22 protein-coding genes and 1 other annotated feature are annotated in these 20,936 nt (G+C 46.7%); of the genes, 11 read left to right on the top strand and 11 right to left on the bottom strand.

Annotated features, from left to right (window positions below; genetic code table 11):
- Window positions 1-78 precede the first annotated feature (78 nt).
- Entirely contained in the window at window positions 79-2,253 is a 2,175-nt protein-coding gene (locus tag KNO98_RS11435; protein ID WP_214700960.1) for a PAS domain-containing sensor histidine kinase, read from the top strand.
- A complete protein-coding gene (locus KNO98_RS11430; RefSeq protein ID WP_214700958.1) occupies window positions 2,250-3,320 on the top strand; it encodes an SDR family oxidoreductase in 1,071 nt (356 codons plus the stop codon). Before KNO98_RS11435 ends, KNO98_RS11430 begins: the two co-directional genes overlap by 4 nt.
- A gap of 69 nt (window positions 3,321-3,389) precedes the next feature.
- Here the strand turns inward: KNO98_RS11430 and KNO98_RS11425 are convergent, their stop codons facing one another.
- A complete protein-coding gene (locus KNO98_RS11425) occupies window positions 3,390-3,674 on the bottom strand; it encodes a hypothetical protein (RefSeq protein WP_214700956.1) in 285 nt (94 codons plus the stop codon).
- 180 nt (window positions 3,675-3,854) lie between these two features.
- Window positions 3,855-5,234 (bottom strand): TrkH family potassium uptake protein, encoded by a 1,380-nt coding sequence (locus KNO98_RS11420; protein WP_214700955.1) that lies wholly within the window; start codon window positions 5,232-5,234, stop codon window positions 3,855-3,857.
- Between the two features lie 200 nt (window positions 5,235-5,434).
- Here KNO98_RS11420 and KNO98_RS11415 point away from each other — a divergent pair, with 200 nt between their 5' ends.
- From KNO98_RS11415 to KNO98_RS11405, 3 genes are all read left to right on the top strand, one after another.
- Complete coding sequence (locus tag KNO98_RS11415; protein ID WP_251129482.1) at window positions 5,435-5,626, top strand: hypothetical protein; 192 nt, start codon at window positions 5,435-5,437, stop codon at window positions 5,624-5,626.
- A gap of 86 nt (window positions 5,627-5,712) precedes the next feature.
- Window positions 5,713-6,495, top strand: coding sequence for a flagellar motor stator protein MotA (gene motA / locus KNO98_RS11410; RefSeq protein WP_026824519.1), 783 nt, complete (start codon window positions 5,713-5,715; stop codon window positions 6,493-6,495).
- Window positions 6,473-7,252: a flagellar motor protein MotB gene (locus KNO98_RS11405; RefSeq protein WP_214700952.1), complete on the top strand. Its 780-nt coding sequence runs from the start codon at window positions 6,473-6,475 to the stop codon at window positions 7,250-7,252. Before motA ends, KNO98_RS11405 begins: the two co-directional genes overlap by 23 nt.
- A gap of 33 nt (window positions 7,253-7,285) precedes the next feature.
- Here the strand turns inward: KNO98_RS11405 and KNO98_RS11400 are convergent, their stop codons facing one another.
- From KNO98_RS11400 to KNO98_RS11385, 4 genes are all read right to left on the bottom strand, one after another.
- Entirely contained in the window at window positions 7,286-8,710 is a 1,425-nt protein-coding gene (locus tag KNO98_RS11400) for a dihydrolipoyl dehydrogenase family protein (RefSeq protein WP_214700951.1), read from the bottom strand.
- Window positions 8,707-9,072: a DUF1499 domain-containing protein gene (locus KNO98_RS11395; RefSeq protein WP_026824522.1), complete on the bottom strand. Its 366-nt coding sequence runs from the start codon at window positions 9,070-9,072 to the stop codon at window positions 8,707-8,709. Before KNO98_RS11395 ends, KNO98_RS11400 begins: the two co-directional genes overlap by 4 nt.
- A gap of 64 nt (window positions 9,073-9,136) precedes the next feature.
- On the bottom strand, window positions 9,137-10,516 hold the full coding sequence (locus tag KNO98_RS11390) for a sensor histidine kinase (RefSeq protein ID WP_214700950.1): 1,380 nt from the start codon (window positions 10,514-10,516) through the stop codon (window positions 9,137-9,139).
- Window positions 10,513-11,205: a response regulator transcription factor gene (locus KNO98_RS11385; RefSeq protein WP_026824524.1), complete on the bottom strand. Its 693-nt coding sequence runs from the start codon at window positions 11,203-11,205 to the stop codon at window positions 10,513-10,515. The genes KNO98_RS11390 and KNO98_RS11385 overlap by 4 nt, the downstream gene beginning before the upstream one ends.
- 125 nt (window positions 11,206-11,330) lie before the next feature.
- Between KNO98_RS11385 and KNO98_RS11380 the strand changes: the two genes are divergently transcribed.
- Together KNO98_RS11380 and KNO98_RS11375 are read left to right on the top strand one after the other, a co-directional pair.
- Window positions 11,331-12,152, top strand: a complete 822-nt coding sequence (locus KNO98_RS11380; RefSeq protein ID WP_026824525.1) for a Cof-type HAD-IIB family hydrolase — start codon at window positions 11,331-11,333, stop codon at window positions 12,150-12,152.
- A 30-nt stretch (window positions 12,153-12,182) separates the two neighbouring features.
- The gene (locus tag KNO98_RS11375) at window positions 12,183-13,181 is read left to right on the top strand and encodes an alpha/beta hydrolase (protein WP_214700949.1); all 999 of its coding nucleotides are present in this window, start codon (window positions 12,183-12,185) and stop codon (window positions 13,179-13,181) included.
- Between the two features lie 49 nt (window positions 13,182-13,230).
- On the opposite strand, the gene KNO98_RS11370 is transcribed toward KNO98_RS11375, so the two are convergent.
- The 4 genes from KNO98_RS11370 to KNO98_RS11355 form a co-directional block, all read right to left on the bottom strand.
- Entirely contained in the window at window positions 13,231-14,790 is a 1,560-nt protein-coding gene (locus KNO98_RS11370; RefSeq protein WP_214700947.1) for an aromatic amino acid hydroxylase, read from the bottom strand.
- Window positions 14,791-14,834: 44 nt separating this feature from the next.
- Window positions 14,835-15,028, bottom strand: a binding site (T-box leader).
- Between the two features lie 143 nt (window positions 15,029-15,171).
- A complete protein-coding gene (locus KNO98_RS11365) occupies window positions 15,172-15,849 on the bottom strand; it encodes a uracil-DNA glycosylase (RefSeq protein WP_034770695.1) in 678 nt (225 codons plus the stop codon).
- 80 nt (window positions 15,850-15,929) lie between these two features.
- The gene (locus KNO98_RS11360; RefSeq protein ID WP_214700946.1) at window positions 15,930-16,565 is read right to left on the bottom strand and encodes an NAD(P)H-dependent oxidoreductase; all 636 of its coding nucleotides are present in this window, start codon (window positions 16,563-16,565) and stop codon (window positions 15,930-15,932) included.
- Window positions 16,566-16,684: 119 nt separating this feature from the next.
- Window positions 16,685-17,116 carry a MarR family winged helix-turn-helix transcriptional regulator gene (locus KNO98_RS11355; protein ID WP_026824529.1) on the bottom strand — a complete coding sequence of 144 codons (432 nt, stop codon included), beginning with the start codon at window positions 17,114-17,116 and terminating at the stop codon, window positions 16,685-16,687.
- Window positions 17,117-17,275: 159 nt separating this feature from the next.
- Here KNO98_RS11355 and KNO98_RS11350 point away from each other — a divergent pair, with 159 nt between their 5' ends.
- From KNO98_RS11350 to KNO98_RS11340, 3 genes are all read left to right on the top strand, one after another.
- Complete coding sequence (locus KNO98_RS11350) at window positions 17,276-17,650, top strand: hypothetical protein (protein ID WP_015880488.1); 375 nt, start codon at window positions 17,276-17,278, stop codon at window positions 17,648-17,650.
- A gap of 127 nt (window positions 17,651-17,777) precedes the next feature.
- On the top strand, window positions 17,778-18,662 hold the full coding sequence (locus KNO98_RS11345; protein ID WP_214700945.1) for a diacylglycerol/lipid kinase family protein: 885 nt from the start codon (window positions 17,778-17,780) through the stop codon (window positions 18,660-18,662).
- Between the two features lie 57 nt (window positions 18,663-18,719).
- A complete protein-coding gene (locus tag KNO98_RS11340; protein WP_214700997.1) occupies window positions 18,720-19,244 on the top strand; it encodes a GNAT family N-acetyltransferase in 525 nt (174 codons plus the stop codon).
- Between the two features lie 35 nt (window positions 19,245-19,279).
- Here the strand turns inward: KNO98_RS11340 and cbpA are convergent, their stop codons facing one another.
- Window positions 19,280-19,915: a cyclic di-AMP binding protein CbpA gene (cbpA, locus tag KNO98_RS11335; protein ID WP_026824532.1), complete on the bottom strand. Its 636-nt coding sequence runs from the start codon at window positions 19,913-19,915 to the stop codon at window positions 19,280-19,282.
- A gap of 186 nt (window positions 19,916-20,101) precedes the next feature.
- Between cbpA and pdxK the strand changes: the two genes are divergently transcribed.
- Window positions 20,102-20,926: a pyridoxine/pyridoxal/pyridoxamine kinase gene (pdxK, locus tag KNO98_RS11330; RefSeq protein WP_026824533.1), complete on the top strand. Its 825-nt coding sequence runs from the start codon at window positions 20,102-20,104 to the stop codon at window positions 20,924-20,926.
- Window positions 20,927-20,936 lie beyond the last annotated feature (10 nt).

Genomic DNA, 20,936 nt, shown 5'->3' with positions numbered 1-20,936 from the left:
CAGGAAATGAAAGGGGGATATGTCGAATGATATAAAAGATATGCTCGTCTGACACCGACGAAGGAGGGATGATCGTTCATGGAGAATCACGCCAATCTCCAAAGTAAGTTACTACATGCACTACCTTATGGGGTTGCTTTAATACAGAAAGATGGAACAATCGTCCAAGCAAACCGCCCATTTCTAGAACAATTTCCAGAGAATCTGCAAACCCGTGCTAACCTTTTCCATATGGTCAACCAGTCGCCGATTACGATGGAATTGTCTCGTCGCATGGAACAAGGGCTTCCTTGGATGTATGAACTACCGACGATGCGTGTGCACGCTAACCCTTGGGAAGATAATTACATCCTCTCCATCGAACCCCTCCCTCACGATACACGCGTGACGATTCAGCATAACGCCTTTGAGGCAATGATGCACACAGAGCTCGATATGGCGATGATTATGACGGATGCGAATCTGTTAATCACTCGATTTAATCAAGGGGCAACAGAACTGTTCGGCTATGCACCCCATGAAGTGCTCTATGAAATGACTCCGTTCGCTCTATTTGAATCGAGAGAGTTGAGCGAGAAGCGCTCCGCGTACCAGGACGAAATGGAACAGCTGCTTTCTTTTGAACAAATGCTGCGCCTTGCTCTCGACAAAGGAGACCGGGAGTGGAAGTTTCAATGTAAGGACCGGACACATTTCATCGGAAAACTATTCATGCATCCGGTGTACGAGCAAGAGCAACTCATCGGCTTTTTTTTCTTTGTATTCGATGTGAGCCCGGAGATTGAATTAAAACGAGAGCTGCGTTATAAAGAACAACGCTATCGTATGTTTGCCGAATCTGTCATCGAAGCCGTCCTGTTTCATGAGGATGGGATGATTCTCGATGCGAACAAAGCGGCGGAATCCATTTTTAAAATCCCTGCCGAACAGATGGTCGGCCGCCAAACCATCGAGTTCATCGCAGAAGGGTACCGGGCTGACGTACTGAGACGCATTCGGAACCATATTCAAACCCCTTATGAAGTGATTGGACGGCGAGAAGATGGGACATTCTTAGAAATGGAAGTATATCCGAAAGAAGTGACGTATCAAGGTCAAACGTTACGGGTAGCCGTCATGCGTGACATCAGTGACCGTAAAAAAGTAGAGCGTATGCTCGAACGTGAAAAAAATGCAATCGCCCGTCAACGGGATGTCATTCAATCCATTTTGCAAGCGTCGAATGAAGCATTCGTCTTAACCGAATCGAACGGGAGTGTCTTGTTCATGAACGTCCATGCGCGACGACTCATGGATTTACCTGGAATCGCTCCGAATAAAATTCAGGAACGTATCCCGCTCCTCTCTACGTTCCGTCCACGTGATCGAAGCGAAATGTTACGCAAGATGGACCAACTTCTCGACGGAACGGCTCAAGAGGTGTCGATGCGCTTCTCCATCCCACAGCCGAGCGACCGGGATGAAGAATATTACGAGATGTACGGGACAATTATGGATACGAAGCGACAATTCGGTATGGATAGTGGCTTCTTATTCGTGTTCCGGAACCGGACTGAAGAAGAACGAATGGATCAGATTAAAAATGAATTAGTGAGTACGGTCTCACATGAACTCAGAACACCACTCTCCTCGTTATCAGGGTACATCGAATTGATGCTCGCACGTGATTTGACACCTGAAAAACGAGAACGGTTCTTGAAGACGATGGCGAAGGAGGCCAAACGGCTGACTGCTTTACTAAACGATTTTTTGGACATTCAACGCATGGAGGATGGGCATCAGGAATATAAACAAGATCATTTTTCTTTGAATAAACTCGTCTTAGAAGTGATTGAACGCTTCCGTGAAACGAATGACCACGCTATCCATTTCGACAATGCCGATAATGACATGCTGTTGATTGCTGACCGAAACCGGATTGAACAGGTACTTGTCAACTTGATTTCAAATGCCATCAAGTATTCGCCGAACGAACAAGAAATCGAAGTACGAATCCGACAAGACCACGACCAGGCTCATGTATCCATTCGGGACTTCGGAATCGGTATTCCTGAGCACGCTTTCGAGAAATTATTTACAAAGTTCTACCGGGTCGACAATTCGGATACGCGTAAAATCGGCGGGACCGGTCTCGGTCTTTCCATTTGTAAAGAAATTATCGAATCACACGGCGGAAGCATTGAAGTAGAATCGAGTATCGGAAAAGGATCAACTTTTACATTCACATTAGACTTAGCGGAGGAAACGTCATGAACAATTATGCCTTTACCGGATTCCCTGGATTTTTAGCAGGAAAATTAATTGAACACCTCGCTTCGTTACCTCACCAAATCGGAACGATCTATGCGTTACATCTTCCGAACCAACAGCGTGAAGCGGAAGAACTACGGGATACGTTGCTGTCCACGACATCCCTCGAGCCTCGTCAGCTCGTTTTAGTGGAGGCGGATATCACGTTGCCTGAAGTGATTCTTGATCCGATTATGCGGTCCGTCATCGAGCGAGACGTGCATTACGTCTTTCACCTTGCTGCTGCCTACGACCTAAGCATTCCTTATGATACCGGTTATCGTGTCAATATCCTCGGAACGAAACATGTAACGGCGTTCGCCAAGCGCTCGAAACAATTAAAGCGTTACGTATACTTCAGTACAGCCTATATCGCTGGACATCGTCGGGGAACGGTCTATGAAAACGAGTTATGGCATCGGGCACAGTTTAAAAATCATTATGAAGCGACTAAATACGAAGCAGAAGCGCTCGTCTCACGTGAGATGGGAATCATGCCAATCACCATCATTCGGCCTGGTATCGTGATTGGCCATAGTCGAACAGGAGAAACGAAAAAGTTTGACGGTGTCTATTTCGTACTGAAGTTGATGGCTCAACTCCAGCAGATGCGACCATTGCCTTATATCGGTCGAGCAAACGTCGAGGTGAATCTCGTTCCTTATGATTACGTAGTGGAAGCGACCGCCTTCTTGGCACACTCGCCAGAAGGAATGAAGCGAACGTTCCATTTGACAGACCCTTTTCCACACGGTGCGCGCGAGGTGTATCGTATGTTGCATGAGACAATGTTTCAACGTCCGCCTCGAGGAACGGTTCCTCACGCCGTTGCCGACGCGGCATTTACTGCATGGAATGGTGCTAAACGGCTCGAAGTTCCTCACGAACTATTGGAGTACTTTAAACATCCCGTTCACTTTGACACGACACAAACGATCCGTGCGCTCGATGGGACGGGAATCGTTTGTCCGGACCTACAGGACTACCTCCCAGAGATTGTCCATTATTTTATGGCAAACAAAAAGCCCTGAGGTGTCAGGGCTTCAACTATGACTGGAATCAAAAGAAAAAGTGTACGCTGTGAACGAGCGTACACTTTTTTAGTTTTCATCCGCGTGGTTACGAGACACTGCTTGATCGTGCAGCAGACGTTCGAGGACGAAGATATAGACCAACGAAACGAGGAGCCCCACGATGCCAGGGAGAACCGCAACGATGGCATCTTCCAAATACGCTGTGGGAATCAGGTAGATCAATAGCGACTTCACACCGTACATCAACATCAATGAGGAGAGCAACACAAGCGTCACCGCTCGTTTCGAAACACCCCCGAAAAATGATCGTCCTGTCTCCTCTCCTTTTGTCATACCGAGCCAAGATAACAAGCCATAACCCTCCTTCGTCAATCTAAATCGATTTTGCATTCACGAGCCCATTATATACCAATGATTTAATCGGATGAAGGCTGTCAAAAAACGTTGTCACCTCCTGACTATTCTAAATCTAAAAAAAGTTGCAACCCCATTCACAAGGATTGCAACCTACTCTTATATACGGACCATCGTTCACCCAATCAAAATCTTCTCTTTCGGATAGCGAATCTTCCGGTCGGCTTGACGTGCGACGGTAAAGAGAATCGTCAGCGATCCGACACGTCCGAGAAGCATCATGAACATAATCAGACCTTTTCCAGCATCGTTCAATTCCGCGGTGATTCCTAGCGATAATCCCACCGTCCCGAATGCCGAGACTGTCTCAAATAAAATGGCACTCGCTGGAATGTGACCGTTCGTCAAAATAACAAGTGTCGTGATTATAAGAATAAAAAAGAAACTCGAAATCGCGACGACGTATGCTTTTTTTATTTGAAACGCATCAATCGTCCGTTCCATAATAACCGTTTCTTTTTTTCCTGCGATGAACGCCCACATATCCGCGAAGATGACTGCAAGTGTCGTCACTTTAATCCCAGACCCAGTCGAAGCTGCACCAGCCCCGATATACATGAGAATCAAAATTAAGCCGATTGATACAGGCGCCATCGTGGCGATATCGATTGTATTGAAACCGGCTGTTCGCGTCGTCACGGCTTGGAAGAATGTCACATGTAACGCCTCACCGAACGATCGTCCATACAAAGCACCTTCGTTCGATACCCATTCAAACATCATTAGCATGAACCAAGCGATCCCATTTATGACAAGCAGAGATAGAATCATGATTTTCGAATGAAGTGCGAGGCGTTTCCACCCTCTTACTTCTGTCGCGTCGGCAATGGTCGTAAAGCCGAGACCACCAACCATGATCATGATGGCAATCGTTACAACAATCGCCGTATTCTGTTCAAACGACATCAGGCTATCCGGAAATAATGCGAACCCTGCATTGTTAAAGGCAGAAACAGCATGGAAAAAACCGTAGTGTAGCGCTGAGATGAAAGAATAATTTTCTGTACTATAAAGTTCAAACGTTAAAAATAACATCCCGATGAATTGCACAATTACAGTCGTAAAAATGATGTTTCTTACAAGTCGTACCGTTCCACCCGGTCCTGCTAAGTTTAATGATTCCTGTAAAATTATTCGTTGTTTCAATCCGATTTTCTTACCCAATACGCTCAAGAGCATTAATGCGATTGTCATAAAGCCGAGACCACCGATTTGAATAAGAGCAACAATGACTAATTCCCCGAATGTATTGAAAGATGTTCCAATATCAACCGTAGATAACCCCGTCACAGTTCCCGCAGAAGTCGCGATGAATAGGCAATCAATCCAAGAAACAGGCTCATCTTGGGCAAATGGCATATATAAAAGAGTTGCCCCAATAAAAATCGCAAGTAAGAAGCCGCCCGCAATGAAACGAGCAGGTTTTTCAAATACGATTCGATAGAGTGACTCGACTCGCTTTAAGCGCAACTCACGCGCTGACAATCTATGCCGCATCACGACATCTCCTTCACTTCTATTATTCTAAGCCCCATGTTACTCTTCGCCTCAATAAATGCCAACAAGAAAATGTATCTCTAACGCTCCTCACGATTTTTTGGTATTATGAGAGATAGACTTTAAGATTGTTGAGGAGGTTGAATGAAACCGTGGACCCTAGTACGGTAGATCATTCGATAGAGGATGTCTCACGAAGGTTGGAGCGCCAATCACAATGTATGCCCGCCCACCTTTATTTTCAGCTAGAAGAGTTACTCAATTGGTCACTCGAGCAAGAAGTCGTGAATCAATTGTACGCATTGTTAAAAAAATACGATGTATTAACCGATATAGAGCGTGAAGTACGAAATATCAGCATTCAAATGCTGATAGATGAAAACGGCGCTTAATCATCGGGAACGCATGTTGCGGGAGACGAGTAGCGTCTCTCGCTTTTTTTGTCCTGATTTATTTCGGAAAGGTGGAAAACAAAGACATGGATGTCGTCACGTTAGTCGGACTCATACTCGGGTTCCTCACCCTCGTCGGTGGAATGATATTAAAAGGAGCAGGTGTTGCGCCGCTGATCAACCCAGCCGCACTGGTTATCATTTTTGTCGGTACAGCCGCGGCGGTCAGTATTGCCGTATCGAAAGAGCAGCTGCAGAACGTCCCCAAACTGTTTAAAATCTTGTTCAAAAAACAAGAACTCCCAAGTAAATCCGGATTGCTCACGCAATTCGTCGACTTGTCGACGCAAGCTCGGAAAGAGGGCCTCTTATCACTCGAAACGGCGCTCGAACAAGTCGAAGAACCGTTTTTACGTCAAGGCATGATGATGGTTATCGACGGTCAGCCTTCTGAATATATTGCGGAAGTCATGTCACGTGACATCGAAAACATGGAACAACGCCATAAAGCGAACTCCGACATTTTTACCCAAGCCGGAACATACGCCCCGACACTCGGGGTACTCGGAGCCGTTATCGGATTGATTGCAGCTTTAAAAGATTTATCGGATATTGAAAAGCTCGGTCATGCCATTTCAGCGGCCTTCGTGGCAACATTATTCGGAATTTTCACCGGATATGTACTTTGGTTCCCGTTTGCAAACAAGTTGAAGCAGTATTCGAAGAGTGAAGTCATCATCAAGGAAATGATGATTGAAGGGATTTTATCGATTCAAAGTGGTGAATCTCCAAAAACGCTAGAAGATAAACTGTCTGTGTATTTGTCTCCAAAGGAGCGAGCTGACTATGAAGCGCAAAAAGAAGCATGATCATGAAGAACATATTCCCGAAGGCTGGCTGATTCCTTACGCCGACTTGTTGACACTGTTGCTCGCGCTTTTCATCGTACTATTCGCATCGAGTAACATCGACCAGACAAAGCTTGAGAAAATGTCACAGTCTTTCAACCAAGTATTCTCAGGAGGCGTCAGCGTCTTTCAGGCTTCGACTGCCTCAAACAGTGACATCAGTCGCACAGACAAAACCAATACGACCGCCAACCCACGGACGTATGAATTGGCTCAACTTGACGAGTTAAAAGAAGATGTAAACAAATACATTAAAAAGAACGGTCTCGAAAGCCAAATCAAAGCGACGATCAATTCAAGTGGTCTCGTCTTGACGATTCAAGACCGTGCCCTGTTTAACTTAGGAGAGGCGACTCTCGATACGGATGCTCGTAACGTCGCACAAAACATCAGTCAAATTTTAGAGAAGGCGGGCAAGCGAGAGATTGTCGTCTCCGGCCATACGGATAACATTCCAATCAATACAGCACGTTTCCCGTCAAACTGGGAACTCAGTTCGGCACGTGCGACCGCGTTCATGCGTGGCCTTTTGGCAAATGATGCCTTGAACCCGGCTCAATTCACGCTCGCGAGTTACGGTGAGTTTAAACCGATCGCGACGAACGATACAGAAGAAGGTCGCTCTAAAAACCGACGTGTCGAGGTGTTGATCAAACCACTCGTCGACCTTTCTGAGGGCGAACCGAAAATGATTGAAACCATCACCTTACCAAACTAACAATCACCCACTCGTTCGAGTGGGTGATTTGTGTTATTGCATCAATTTAAAGTAGCGTCTCGCAAGTTCGGTGAGCGGACTTTCGAACAACCGTTTCCGCCAGTAAAGATCTGTCACTTTCTTCACGGCCTCACTTCGCGACGGATACGGGTAAATCATACGGGACAGCTTCCCGATTTTGTCACCACGTTGCATCGCATAGACGACAATTTGCATCCAATCGCCTGCCGATTCACCGACCGCATGCGCACCGATAATCTTTCCATTTTTCTTCGTAATGACTTTGACAAAACCAGCCTCTTGCCGCTCAGCGATAAAGCGATCAACTTCGGACAGTTTCGCTTCATACGTCTCGATGTCATCGCCGTAATGCTCGCGCGCCTCCTGCTCTGTCATGCCAACGTGAAACACTTCAGGGTCTGTGAACGTAATCCACGGTAGCTTACTATAGTCGACCTTGTTCCATAACCCAAATAGTGCGTTCGCGACAACCGCCTTCCCTTCTTCGCCGGCCGCATGTGTGAACGGCAGCGTCTTGATTGTATCCCCAATCGCAAAGATATGTGATTGTGACGTTCGATACGAAGATGAGACGTCGATATACCCTTTCGTCACTTGAACGTTTGCCCGGTCGAGACGAAGCGCATCAATCCGTGGAACGCGACCTGTCGCCATGAGCAATTTGTCCGCCTCATATTCAATCGTTTCACCATCTACTTCTGTCGTGACACGGACTCGTCCATCGATTTCATCGACTCGTTTCACCTTCACGCCGATTTTTAAGCGCATCGCCATCTCAAGTTGGGATTTTAAATACGTTGAGACGTCTTTGTCTTCTTTCGGAAGGAAGTCTTCCTGCGCCTCGAGCACCGTGACTTGAGAGCCGAGTCGAACGAATGATTGAGCCAGCTCGAGTCCGACCGTTCCGGCACCGATGACAATCAAACTCTCTGGAAGCGTCTCTTCTTCAAAGACGGTTTCATTTGTTAAGTATGGGACTTGATCTAGTCCATCGATGGGAGGGACTGTTGGTTTCGACCCCGTCGAGATAACAAATTTTTTCCCGATCAATAAATCGTTCCCTACCTTTAGTTCATGCGGACTTTGGAACGAGGCTTCTCCAATATAGACGTCCACGCCAATCTTTTCAAAGCGTTCTGTCCCGTCATGGTCTTGAATGATAGCACGTGCCTTGTCGACTCGTGCCTTAGACATTTGGTAATGCTCTCTTCCATTGAACTCTGTTCCGAGGACACGCGCCGCCCGCATCATCGCATTTGCTTCTTTTGATGCGGCAATCAGCGCCTTAGATGGTACACATCCCACATGTAGACAGTCTCCACCTAAGTGTTTGTTCTTTTCAACAAGCGCTACTTTCACACCTAAATTTGCAGCACCCGCGGCCACCGTCATTCCAGCGGCACCACCACCGATGACTATCAACTGATAATCCTTCATCGAATCAACCTCCGATATTGTTCACTCACATTTTCCATCCGTTTTCGATTCACGCCAAGGTCTGAATAGCCGACACGGGATGCGGACCTAAACTCGATTTGTTGAGTCGCATCATCAAATAGAAAATCGACATCATCTTTAAATCGCATCACTTTCGAAGTCACGACATAATGAAGACCATCGTCTGTTTCTTTCACCAGTTCGGCCCGAGACAATTGATTCATTGCCATCTTGATTGCTTCAACCGATTGCTCGCGACTGCCCGCATATGGCAATGGAGACATACGCAATTCCTCAATCGAGGTTTGTGTCGAAACGGCGTTCGGACTTCCTTTTAACGGCTTCAAGGATTGATTTGCCATCATAAAAACCTCCCTCATTCTACATATATCTATATGTAGCCTGAATTCGGGAGATTTAACCCTTTTAATGTAGTTCGCTCGGATCGAGCGGTAATAAAACGGTCACGGTCGTCCCGTGTCCAATCTCACTCTCGATGACCAGTTTTCCTTCGTGTGCCTCGATCAATTCCTTCGAAATCGCAAGTCCGAGACCGCTACTGCCTTCCGTCACTTGAGCTTGATAAAACATCTCTGTGATGCGCTGTAAATGTTCACGAGAAATACCAGGACCTTCATCGATGATCGAGATGAAGGCGACGCGTTCTGATTGAACGAAACGAATCGTCAATGTCCCACCGTCTGGTGAGAAGCGAATCGCGTTCTCGAGAATGTTTAAAAACACTTGCTTCAATCGGTTCTCATCAAAAAGTCCGACCGACTTTTGAGGATACCGTTCAACGAGCGTGATGTCTTTGTCTTCGAGTGACTGCTTTAACTGCAACGTCACTTTTCGCAACAAGGAAACTAAATCCAGTTCCTGACGATACAAGACCAATCGACTCTCTTCGATTTTTGTATAATCAAGTAACTGTTCCACAAGACCAATCATACGCTCCGTTTCGGAATGGATGATGCTCAAACCAAGCTCTGTTTCTTCAGACAGTTTCTCATCGCCTCCCCGAATCGTCTCGGTCCATCCTTTGATCGATGTGAGAGGTGTTCGAAGCTCATGTGAGACGCTCGAGAGAAATTCGTTCCGTGTCGATTGATGTTGTTGCACTTTCGCACCTAAATACGTGAGGGTTCGAGCCAATGCCCCTAGCTCATGTTTCTCATTCGATTCAACCGATACATCGAAGTCGCCCTGAGCCATCTCATCAGCGGTTTCAATAATTTGACGAATCGGTCTGACGAAGCGATCGGCAATCCGAATGACGGTGTACAGAGCAAGTAACCAGATCAAGACACCAATTATGACGACCGTCATCCAGATTTCGCGAATGAGCGTATCCAAGTCTTCAAGCGGACGCGTGAAACTAATGGCAAACTCTGACGTATCATTTGTCACAATTGGGCTCGTAACAGACAGATAGTGCTCTTCACCGACATCATAGTCTTGTACGACCGATTCACCTCGTGCAAGCTCTTGTAATTGTTCTTGAGAAAAAGAAGCCTGTCTAGTCCGTTGACCGGTCGTTTTGACAATCGAACCGCTCCGGTCGACAATCGTCAAATCGGTTCCTGGATATCCGAATGTTCGGACGAGGACAGAGAACGCACTAGGCGTCTCAAACCCGACTTGGGCTTGAGGGTATAGATATGCACTTGTTGTCGCATGACTCAGTAACGCTTCTGACTCATACTCGTAATAGTATCGATATGTCCCGTAAGACAAGACGCTGACGAGCAGAAGTAAGACGATCGTCACGACAATCATCATGCGAATGACTAACTGTTGTTTCATGCCTCATGTCTCCGCCATTTATATCCGTGACCCCATAACGTCTCAATATAGATCGGATGACTCGGATCGTCTTCGATTTTTTGACGCAGGCGTCGAATATTGACATCGACCGTTTTTCGATCGCCGAAGTAATTGACCCCCCATACCGCGTCGAGTAACGCATCGCGTGACAAGACGATCTCTTCATTTTGAACGAGATGACAAATCAAGTCGTACTCTGTTGGTGTTAAATCAATAGATTGTCCGTACTTTGTCACTTGCTTCGCTGCAAGGTCGATTGCGAACGGTCCCGACTTCAAGCGTTTCGAGTCTTTTCGTTTCACTTTCTCGACTCGGCGCAATAATGCTTGAATGCGCGCGACCAACTCACCTGGACTAAACGGTTTAGCGATGTAATCGTCTGCTCCTTTTCCGAGTCCTTCAATTTTATCTTCTTCGAGCGTTCGTGCCGTCAACATGATGATTCCGACGTTTTCATCGATATCCCGTATAGCGGCACATGCTTCGAATCCATCCATTTCTGGCATCATGACATCTAATAAAACAACGTCAAACGGTTCACGATCAAACGCGGTAACCGCTTCACGACCGTTTGTTGCCTCGAACACATCGAATCCAGCTCGTTTTAAGTTGACAATAATGAAGCTGCGAATCGCATGTTCATCCTCAGCTACTAAAATTCGATTCATATTTCCACCTCTTCTAGAGTTCACTTCTCTACATTATAGTTACGTTTTTGCGACAAGGTTGTCAATTGACCTTAAAAAGGTTTAGGATTGTATCATTAGATTCTGAAGGAGGACCCCCTACTACTATGAGTTACAAGATGATTGTATTAGATATGGATGATACGCTCTTCACGAGCGACCATACGATTTCCCCGAAGACAAAAGAAGCACTTCTCGATGCGCAGGCGCGCGGCTATAAAGTCGTACTGGCGAGCGGACGACCTACGTTTGCGATGTGGGAGGCAGCCCGCGAATTGGAGCTCGCGAAATACGGAAGCTTCATCTTATCGTTCAACGGTGCCTCGGTCATTAATTGTGCGACAAATGAAGAGATTTTCTCAAGTACGCTCCAACCGGACACGGTCGCCCATCTCCATGATATCAGTGAACGGGAAGGAATCGCGATTCATACGTACGTCGGTAACGAAATCGTAACCGATCGTCCGAACTCTTATACGGATATCGAAGGTGAATTGACGGGCATGCCTGTCGTACATGTCGACAACTTTAAAGAAGCTGTGACGGCTCCGGTCGTCAAATGTTTGATGCTCGCGGATGGTGACACGCTCGCTCCGATTGAAACGAAGCTACAAGAAGAGTTGGCCGGAAAACTAGCCGTCGCTCGTTCAAAACCATTCTTCTTAGAGTTCACAGAAGCCGGTGTCACAAAAGGCACAAGCCTCGCCTTACTAGCCAATCAACTCGGTATCGCACAAGACGAAGTGATCGCTTGCGGTGACGGAAACAATGATTTGACGATGATTGAATGGGCAGGTCTAGGCGTTGCGATGGGTAACGCTAACACGACAGTCAAAGGGAAAGCGGACTTCATTACGAAGTCAAACAATGAAGACGGCATCGCTCATGTCATCGAGACATATATGACGGACGTATTCGTCACGCAATAAGCTTCTGATTGTAGAAAGGGAGGAAGTAAGATGAATAAAGGGTTGAAACGTGCTGGAGTCGGATTGATTGGAACAGCAGTCGCAGGAGCGGCTTATGTGTTACTTTCTCCTAAACCAGCGACACGTTTAATCAAAACTTCGTTCGCAGGGGGGAACGAAGTGGAGATGAAAGAATTTGAGGAAGTCGTTCAAAAAACGTCTGTCCGAAAAGACATCGACTACTTGTCTTCTTATGACAATGGAATGTTTGATTTGATTCGTTATGAAGGAAACGGACGAACTGTGCCGACGATTTTTTGGGTGCATGGTGGATCATTCGTCGGCGGAGATAAATCGGATGTGTTAAAATACGCCACTTCGATTGCGAGTAACGGCTACAATGTCGTCAGTATCAATTACGCACTCGCACCTGACGTGATGTATCCGACCCCGCTCAAACAAATCGAAGAGGCGTACTCATTTATCGCTGAGAACAATGACCGCTTCCGTCTCGACTTAGACCGCATCTTCTTTGCGGGTGATTCGAACGGTGGACAGCTCGCCGCACAGTTTGTCGGCATCCAGTTGAATGACGACTATTCGCCTTCTGCCGAAGTTGAGCAAGTCGTACCGAAGTCCTCTATTCTCGGAGCCATCCTCTTGTCTGCTCCGCTCGACTTGAAGCGCGCATGGCTCGAATCATCGAAGTCAGTAAACCGCTTCTTGTTCAAACGAATCGGATGGGCTTACTTCGGCACATACAATTGGGAGACCCTACCGGTTGTCGCCGAAGCGTCGCCACTCGTCAATGTACCGGCCACATTCGTCCCAACGTTTATCGCGGACGGGAATGACCATTCCTTTGAAGAGCAGGCCAAGGAATTTGCGACGATTCTTTCAGGACGGACGGATGTCACGACTGTCTTTTATGATCGGAATGAGCACGAGCTCGGTCATAACTATTACTTCGAAATGGACCGCCCAGCGGCTAACTCTACGTATCGCCGTTTGATTACGTTCTTACGCGAAGCGACAAATCAATCTGTATAATGCACAAGATGCGACGTTCTCCTACTATGGAAAACGTCGCATCTTTTCGTTAGCGCAATAGTTCGAACGCACGACCAATCAATTCATTTCGGGATGAAGAGGTATGACGCAATACTTCAAGACGTTCAATCAATGTCTGTTTCAGTCCTTCGTCATTTACCAGTTCCAGACACTCGATGAGTAATAACCAGGCGTCAGGGTGGTTCGTTAAAATCTCTGGAATGAGACCATCAATCGATTCTCCCCGCGCACGCATGAGATGAATTCGATTGAACATCGGGTCATCGTTCGTCCATACACGCTCATCTCGCTCGATGATCACAGGTTTTTCGATGATCATCAGCTCGTCTACCGTCGTTCCTGGGAAGGTCGATGGAAGCGAGTCGACACGTACCTCGAGTGAGTCGAGAGGAATCGTCCGTCCTTCTAACTGAACGTTCACGTCTTGGAGCAGATCAGATGCACAGGCTTGACGAACGGCTGTCCCGTCCCCGAGGAGGTCATCGCGGTCTAGCGCAGATTCCGTATCATGGACAATGAGGAGTCCATGACGCTCTCGTTTCGTTAACTGACCACTTTTTACAATGGTGCATTCATCCCATTGAATGAGCGTATGCTCTTTCGACTCCGTCATGTGGCGAACGATGCCGACACGTTCTGATCCGTCTTCGAGTCGAATCGTCGACTGACTTCCCGACGCCAACGCTTTCGCCACGGATTCAATTCCACCTTTTCGAATCGCCATTCTTCCTTCTAGTTCATCTAAGACAGAAGAGAGTGTCTCAAAGTTTGGAATAACGAACAGCTCTTTTTGCATGTTTGTCACGTCCTGCTTCGTCTGTAGCGCGTGCTCTAAGTCGAATGGATGTTTGACGACCGCATCCGTCAGACAGTGACGGCTCTCTCCGACAGAGGACAAGAGACCTGCCCCGTAAATCATCGGACGCTCGAGGTCACCAATCAATCCAAATTCAACAGTCCACCAAAAGATTCGTGCGACTTGTTGTGCCTCTGAGAAGCCAGTCACTTGCGCTTTCGCCTCATGGACGGCTTTTCCCGCCGCCTCGATGTCTTGTTCGGTCGAATTGGCATTTTCCTTCACAATCGTCAAGCGTTTCAATGCTGCGAACGAGGCATGCTCTTCTCGGTTCATGAACGCCTTGGCCCCTAATTGACCGAAGCGTTTAACGATTTCCGAAAACGTCGGGTCCATCAACATCGGCGCATGTCCTGCCGCCTCATGAATGATGTCAGGCGCTGGACTGTATAAAATATTCTCGACTTTCCGAATGTCTGTCGCGACCGGCAGCATCCCATTTCCTTGGAAGTCAAAAAAGGCAACACCGGGGATGAGTCCATCCACTGCGACCGTCGACCATCCTGCCGTCTGCATCTCATCCGTCATCAGTTCGACGTTCGGCAATCGGTCCGGTCCCATTCCCGTCCGTTTCAATCCTTCGATGTAAAACGGATGCGCCTTCCCTTCTAACGTATGCAAGTTCAACCGCAACACGAAACGCCAAACGGCGTGATCCGTTGGTGTGTATTCATTGTAGAACTGCGGTGAAATATGTGGGGCTAGATGTTTTGGAATCGATTGTGTCAACATGTGAAGTCCTCCTTTGAAATCAAAAAATCCCTATCGATTGAATCGATAGGGACGACAAAGCCGCGGTACCACCCTAGTTACTAGAGAATATCTAGTCACTTGATCCGATAACGGGGGACCGCTCAATCACGAGAGCTCGGGAACTGTAATTCGATTCATCTTTTGGGCGTGTTCGCAGCACCACACGCTCTCTGGGCCATGGAAGATGTCTCTACTTCGGTTCTTTCTTCGCTTTTCTTACATATTCAATTCTTTATCTTTTATACAGTTATGCTGTTATGCATATATGCTTTTAAGCACTAAAGTTACGTCTTGTTAGCTACTGTACCAAAGCTAAACAAAGGCGTCAACAAAAAACAGCCTACGAATTTTCGCAGACTGTCAGAGACACCACTCAATCGGGGGTTTTCCCCACTCATTCAATGCATCGTTTACTTGGGAGAATGGCTTAGAGCCGAAGAATCCACGATGGGATGACAACGGACTTGGATGTACCGACGTGAGCACTTTATGTTGGTCTCCAATCCATTTCATTTTCTTCTTCGCATCATTTCCCCACAAAATGAATACGATTGGTTCCTCACGACTCCCGAGCCGCTCAATGATGGAGTCAGTGAACTGTTCCCACCCTTTTCCACGGTGAGAGCCCGCCTTCCCCGCTTCAACCGTCAGTGCCGTATTTAAGAGAAGGACCCCTTGTTTCGCCCATTTCTCAAGATTGCCACTCTTCGGGAGGTCACATCCAACGTCATCTTTTAGTTCTTGAAAGATGTTTCGTAGAGACGGTGGGAAACGTACCCCGTCCTGCACCGAAAAACTGAGTCCATGCGCTTGATTCGGTCCGTGGTACGGATCTTGCCCTAAAATGACGCACTTCACCTCACTGAATTTCGTGTAAATAAATGCGTTCCAAATGTCTTCTCGGGTCGGGTAAACGATTGTTTCTTCATAAGCTTGGTCGACGAATTGCCTCAACTGTTGAAAATAGGGCTGTTTCATTTCCTCTTGTATGATATCCGTCCAATCTCCAAGCAGTCGACTCGATAACTGATCTGCCATTGCATACTCCCCTTTCCCTTTGTATCATACCCAAAATAATTGCATACAAAAAGACGAGTCGGTCGACTCGTCCTTCAAGGTTATACCGTTACTGCGCCTGCTACTTCTTTTGCAAGTGCTTCTGCTTTCGTTTTCGCGTCCGCAACAATCTCTTCGATTTTGTCTGGGTATTGGTTCATCCCTTCAACCGCTACCGTTGTGACTTCAGATACACCGACAAACGCGAGCGCTTGACGGAGGTACGCGTCCGCAAAGTTGAGGTCCGTTCCTGTGTAGATTCCACCCGTTCCTTGGATGTGAATCGCTTGTTTGTTTTCAAGCAAGCCGACCGGACCTTGCTCTGTGTAACGGAACGTTTTGCCCGCCATAAGGACGCTATCGAGGAACATTTTCATACGCGCTGGGAAGAAAAAGTTCCACATTGGTGTCGCGAATACGTAGAGATCCGCTTCCATGAATGTCTCGAGCATGCTACTCATCGTTCCTACTTTTTTCGCTTCCACGTCAGTGAGTGCTTCACCTGACGCGAATTTGCCCCATGCGCTAAGCACATCTCCATCGATTTCTTGTACATCGACATCGTAGAGTTCAATTGCTTCTACTTCGATTGATTCGTTTTCAGCCTTGAGTGTCGATACGAATGTTTCTGCAACTTGCTTGCTGTATGAAAGTTCAGCTGGTTTCGGGTTAGCCGATACATATAATACTTTAGTCATCGTGTAATCCTCCATTTGTGTAATCTATACTTTTTCAATAACAGTTAGAACTATATCATCTGTATATCTCATCGTCAATTATTTTAATTTCAAGATATTATGTAAAAAAGCAACGGGCTTTATTTGCCCGCTGCGTTATAACCGACTCGTTTTAATAACGTAATCAATTGTTCCGTCTCTTCATCACTTAACGGTCCATATATATCTTTGAAGATTTCAATATGTTGCGGATAGACGACGTCCATGAGCGTCTGTCCATCGTCTGTCAACGAGGCGTACGTGACGCGACGGTCAGACGGACAGGCGATTCGTTCAATCAGCCCTCGCTTCTCCAACTTGTCGATGACGTATGTCACACTACCGCTCGTAATCAAAATCTGATCCCCAATTTGTTGTAGCGGGGTGTCTCCTCGTTTATACAGTACGGATAAAACACCGAACTCTGTTGAATTTAACTGGTGGCGTCGTAAATCTTCTTTCACACGATCACTGATGGCATCCATCGTCCGCGCAAGAACGACCCACGCCTTCAATTCAAGGGATTCAATCATGTCGGTTTCACCTCAATTCGTTCATCATATATCACTAGTATAGCAGGACTTATGCAGTATAAGCCGGGAAAAATACTTCGTCAAGGAACTTCTTCATTGTCGCCTATGTCGGAAACGTTTAGAATGGTAGTATTGTGATTTTAAGAAAGGGTGGACCGTATGCGTGAGTATTACGAAATTTCATTGACGATTAAACGGGAGTTTTTGCATGCTGTCATCGATTTGTTGAATCGGGAAGGCATCGCACCGGACTATGCGCTCGAAAAGGAAGGCGCGGTCTTTTTACTATTCAATCATTTACCATGGCCAAACGTGACCCGTGAACCGCATGCCGTGGAACGTTTCTTGTTGACGTTGAAACGATCGGACTATTTATTCGTCAAAACGAAACGTAAATCACCGGTCCCCGATCATGAACCGGTCGCGTGTATGGGTGCCCTCGTCTCTCCATTCAATGAACATTTGCGGATTGAGCTCGCGGTCGATGAGTCTGAAGCGAGTCATTTAGATATGTCCGCATTTCGTCATTACTAAACAAAACGATAATCCCCCATGACGGTTAGACCGAAACAACTAGCCGACATGGGGATTTTTTAGGAGTAGCTGTTTTCTTTGACGGGAATAAAGGACAGTATTCGAATGAAAAAGGAGACATGTCGGAATGGACACAGTCATGTTAATCGTCAATCCATCCTCAGGAAAAGAGTTGGGGGAACAACATGCGACACATGCCGAAGAGGTATTGCGCGAACGATATGGACACGTCGATGTCCGATTCACTGAAAAGGAACAGGATGCGACGGACTTCGCACGTGAAGCAGCAGAAAAACACTATCAGGCCGTCATTGCGATGGGTGGGGACGGAACCTTGAACGAAGCGGTAACCGGCCTGGCCGAAGCCACTCATCGACCTGACTTCGGCATCATCCCACTCGGTACGGTCAACGACCTCGCCCGTGCACTCGGTGTCCCAAGCAATCCTAAAAAAGCGATCGAGGCACTTCGTGATGCCAAACCGACGCCGATGGATATCGGAAAATATGAGAACGGTTATTTCATGAACGTCATCGCCATCGGCCTCATTGCCGAAGCGGTCGACGAAGTAAGTGTGGAAGAAAAAACAAAATGGGGACCGTTCGCCTACCTGATTGAAGGAATTAAAGCCTTCAGAGAACATAGCCCATATGAACTGATGGTTGAGAGTGAGGACGGACAATTTGATAATAAGGCATATCTCGCCGTCATCGCTTTGACGAACTCAGTCGGAGGTTTTGAAAATTTCGAACCGGATGCGCGACTCAACGATGGGCTTCTTCATGTCTATATTTTTGAAGAACTTCGTCTAAAAGATGCCCTTCAATTAACACCCGCCCTATTCACAGGGAAACTGAAGGAGACCGACAGCGTCACATCATTTTGTACGAAATGTGTGAAAGTAAGCTCGCCTGATTCCCTTCCGGTAAACGCAGATGGAGACACAGGCGGTGCGTTGCCGCTCACATTTGAGATTTTACCGAGCCATTTAAACGTATTGAAGCCGGTCTAAGAGCAGGACTTTTATCAATGGAACCGAATGTTTTTAAGCGAGAAAGGAGAATGACCTATTAATATCTCGCTCGTTCCACTTACAACAGCAACCGACGACATCGTCAATACGTTCAATCGTTGGAATAACGACCCACAAATCGTACATCTCATTCGACCGAGCCGCTCTGAAGAAGAATTGACCGCCCATTATGAGATGACAGTTGATGATTTAGAAGAACGACTCTTAACGCATGACATTTTTCTCATCTATGCAGATGACCATCTCGTTGGAGAAATGAACGTTATGTATGACCCGCCTCACTTGTATCGTCAACAACCCGGTACGGCATGGCTCGGTTTCGTTATCGGTGAATCCATCGGTCGAGGGAAAGGCGTCGGTACGGAAGCTCTTCGTTTGTTAGAAGAGATATTGCGAGCCAAACAAACGCCTCGTATGGAACTCGGCGTATTTGCCTTCAACCATGCGGCCCATCGTCTCTATTCAAAATGTGGCTATCAAGAAATTGGACGGATCGAGCATTTCACCTATTGGGATGATCAATTTTGGGCCGATATTCGTATGGAGAAACGCTTTGACTAAAAAATCCTCCCACTTGATGTGGAAGGATTTTTTACTTAATTATTCAAATTTTCGACTTCGACGATGCGGAAGCCTTTTTGTTCGAGCTTAGAGACTACTTTGTTCTTCTTATCTTCATCGCAATCAGGTGGCAGCGTCACGAGCACCCGACGCACTACCTTACTTTTCGCATCGAGTGTCATCAGGCTCGCAATCGATGTGTACTTGTTCACGACTTTCGTGATTTTTTCGAGCGCCCCCGCTTGTTCACTCAAGGCAATCGTCAAGACGTAGCTTCCTGTGTCACGACTCCACGCCTCTTCGAGCATGCCGAGCATCTTACCGTGTGGCAAAATTCCATAAAACTCGTTGCTTTCATCTTTTAATACCGCAATGTACGGCAATTCTTTGATGGAGAAGAATACTTCGAAGAACCCATCGGATTCATGAACGTATTTTTGCGTATTTTTAATAAGTGTCATCACATTATCATCCATGTTTTCCCCGTTCATTCCATGACGATAAATATGCATTTTATAAATGTTACCGCGGAAAAATGTTCCCGTCTCGTCTAAAACAGGTACACAGCGATACCCTGTTTCTTCAAGCGTATGAAGCGCTTCCCGCAATGTTGCCTTTTCACTGATGGTGACAACATCTTTCTTTGGGATACATAAGCTATGCACTAACATGCGTTTTCCTCCTAGCCAATAATAAAGTGGTCTACACCCTATTCATTATTATTCCCCAAATATGATGAATATCCTGCATGTTTTTTCTGAAAAGTTATGAACACTTCTTTTAATCCTTGAATTTGTCGGAATTCGAAAAAGTCGTTATAGTGAAACTATCCAAACAGACAAAGGGGATGAACGATTATGACGATGAAAAAAGCATTGACGATTGCCGGTTCTGATACGAGTGGCGGCGCGGGTATCCAAGCCGATCTCAAAACGATGGAAGAACTCGGTGTGTATGGCATGACAGCCTTGACTGTCATTGTGGCACAAGATCCACATAACGCATGGAACCATGAAGTCTTTCCAATCGATACGACATTGATTGAAAAGCAAATCGATACGGTTCTCGCTGGAATCGGAGTCGACGCGGTGAAGACAGGTATGCTCCCGACACCTGAAATCATTGAACTCGCTGCGCGTAAAATTAAAGAGTATGGCATCAAGAATGCGGTCGTCGACCCAGTCATGGCATGTAAAGGTGCCGATGAAATTCTTGATCCGAACGTTGCGGTCGCAATGCGGAAACACCTCGTGCCGGTCGCAAAAATCATCACACCGAACTTATTCGAGGCGCGTATGCTCGCTGGCCTCGACAAAACACCATCGACGATGGACGAAATCAAAGAAGCAGCTCGTTTAATCCATGAGCTCGGCGCGGAAATCGTCATCGTTAAAGTCGGTGGCAAACTCGGATTCGACACAGCGTTTGACGTCTTATACGACGGAAACGAATTCCGTCTACTTGAAAGTGAAAAAATTAAGCCTGCGTTCACACATGGTGGCGGGTGTACGTTCTCTTCTGCCATCGCAGCTTCTCTCGCAAACGGTCATACGGTCGATGAAGCAATCGAAATCGGCAAAGAGTTTATCACAGAAGCAGTTCGTCACTCATTCCGTCTAAACCAATACGTTGGACCGACGAACCATACAGGGTACCGCAAAAAAGTAGCTGCACAATCGTAAAAAGATGACC

The sequence above is a fragment of the Exiguobacterium sp. s57 genome, assembly GCF_018617685.1.
GTDB classification, from domain to species: Bacteria; Bacillota; Bacilli; order Exiguobacteriales; family Exiguobacteriaceae; genus Exiguobacterium; species Exiguobacterium marinum.
This window is presented reverse-complemented; position numbering and strand designations above follow the sequence as displayed.

Excerpts from the sequence above, each read along its gene's own strand:
- KNO98_RS11435 (WP_214700960.1), top strand. The coding sequence starts at position 79 with ATGGAGAATCACGCCAATCTCCAAAGTAAGTTACTACATGCACTACCT.
- KNO98_RS11370 (WP_214700947.1), bottom strand. The coding sequence starts at position 14,790 with ATGTTGACACAATCGATTCCAAAACATCTAGCCCCACATATTTCACCG.
- KNO98_RS11355 (WP_026824529.1), bottom strand. The coding sequence starts at position 17,116 with ATGATTGAATCCCTTGAATTGAAGGCGTGGGTCGTTCTTGCGCGGACG.
- KNO98_RS11380 (WP_026824525.1), top strand. The coding sequence starts at position 11,331 with ATGAGTTACAAGATGATTGTATTAGATATGGATGATACGCTCTTCACG.
- KNO98_RS11360 (WP_214700946.1), bottom strand. The coding sequence starts at position 16,565 with ATGACTAAAGTATTATATGTATCGGCTAACCCGAAACCAGCTGAACTT.
- KNO98_RS11350 (WP_015880488.1), top strand. The coding sequence starts at position 17,276 with ATGCGTGAGTATTACGAAATTTCATTGACGATTAAACGGGAGTTTTTG.
- KNO98_RS11375 (WP_214700949.1), top strand. The coding sequence starts at position 12,183 with ATGAATAAAGGGTTGAAACGTGCTGGAGTCGGATTGATTGGAACAGCA.
- motA (WP_026824519.1), top strand. The coding sequence starts at position 5,713 with ATGGATGTCGTCACGTTAGTCGGACTCATACTCGGGTTCCTCACCCTC.
- pdxK (WP_026824533.1), top strand. The coding sequence starts at position 20,102 with ATGACGATGAAAAAAGCATTGACGATTGCCGGTTCTGATACGAGTGGC.
- KNO98_RS11420 (WP_214700955.1), bottom strand. The coding sequence starts at position 5,234 with ATGCGGCATAGATTGTCAGCGCGTGAGTTGCGCTTAAAGCGAGTCGAG.
- KNO98_RS11405 (WP_214700952.1), top strand. The coding sequence starts at position 6,473 with ATGAAGCGCAAAAAGAAGCATGATCATGAAGAACATATTCCCGAAGGC.
- KNO98_RS11365 (WP_034770695.1), bottom strand. The coding sequence starts at position 15,849 with ATGGCAGATCAGTTATCGAGTCGACTGCTTGGAGATTGGACGGATATC.
- KNO98_RS11345 (WP_214700945.1), top strand. The coding sequence starts at position 17,778 with ATGGACACAGTCATGTTAATCGTCAATCCATCCTCAGGAAAAGAGTTG.
- KNO98_RS11390 (WP_214700950.1), bottom strand. The coding sequence starts at position 10,516 with ATGAAACAACAGTTAGTCATTCGCATGATGATTGTCGTGACGATCGTC.
- KNO98_RS11400 (WP_214700951.1), bottom strand. The coding sequence starts at position 8,710 with ATGAAGGATTATCAGTTGATAGTCATCGGTGGTGGTGCCGCTGGAATG.
- KNO98_RS11430 (WP_214700958.1), top strand. The coding sequence starts at position 2,250 with ATGAACAATTATGCCTTTACCGGATTCCCTGGATTTTTAGCAGGAAAA.
- KNO98_RS11395 (WP_026824522.1), bottom strand. The coding sequence starts at position 9,072 with ATGGCAAATCAATCCTTGAAGCCGTTAAAAGGAAGTCCGAACGCCGTT.
- cbpA (WP_026824532.1), bottom strand. The coding sequence starts at position 19,915 with ATGTTAGTGCATAGCTTATGTATCCCAAAGAAAGATGTTGTCACCATC.
- KNO98_RS11385 (WP_026824524.1), bottom strand. The coding sequence starts at position 11,205 with ATGAATCGAATTTTAGTAGCTGAGGATGAACATGCGATTCGCAGCTTC.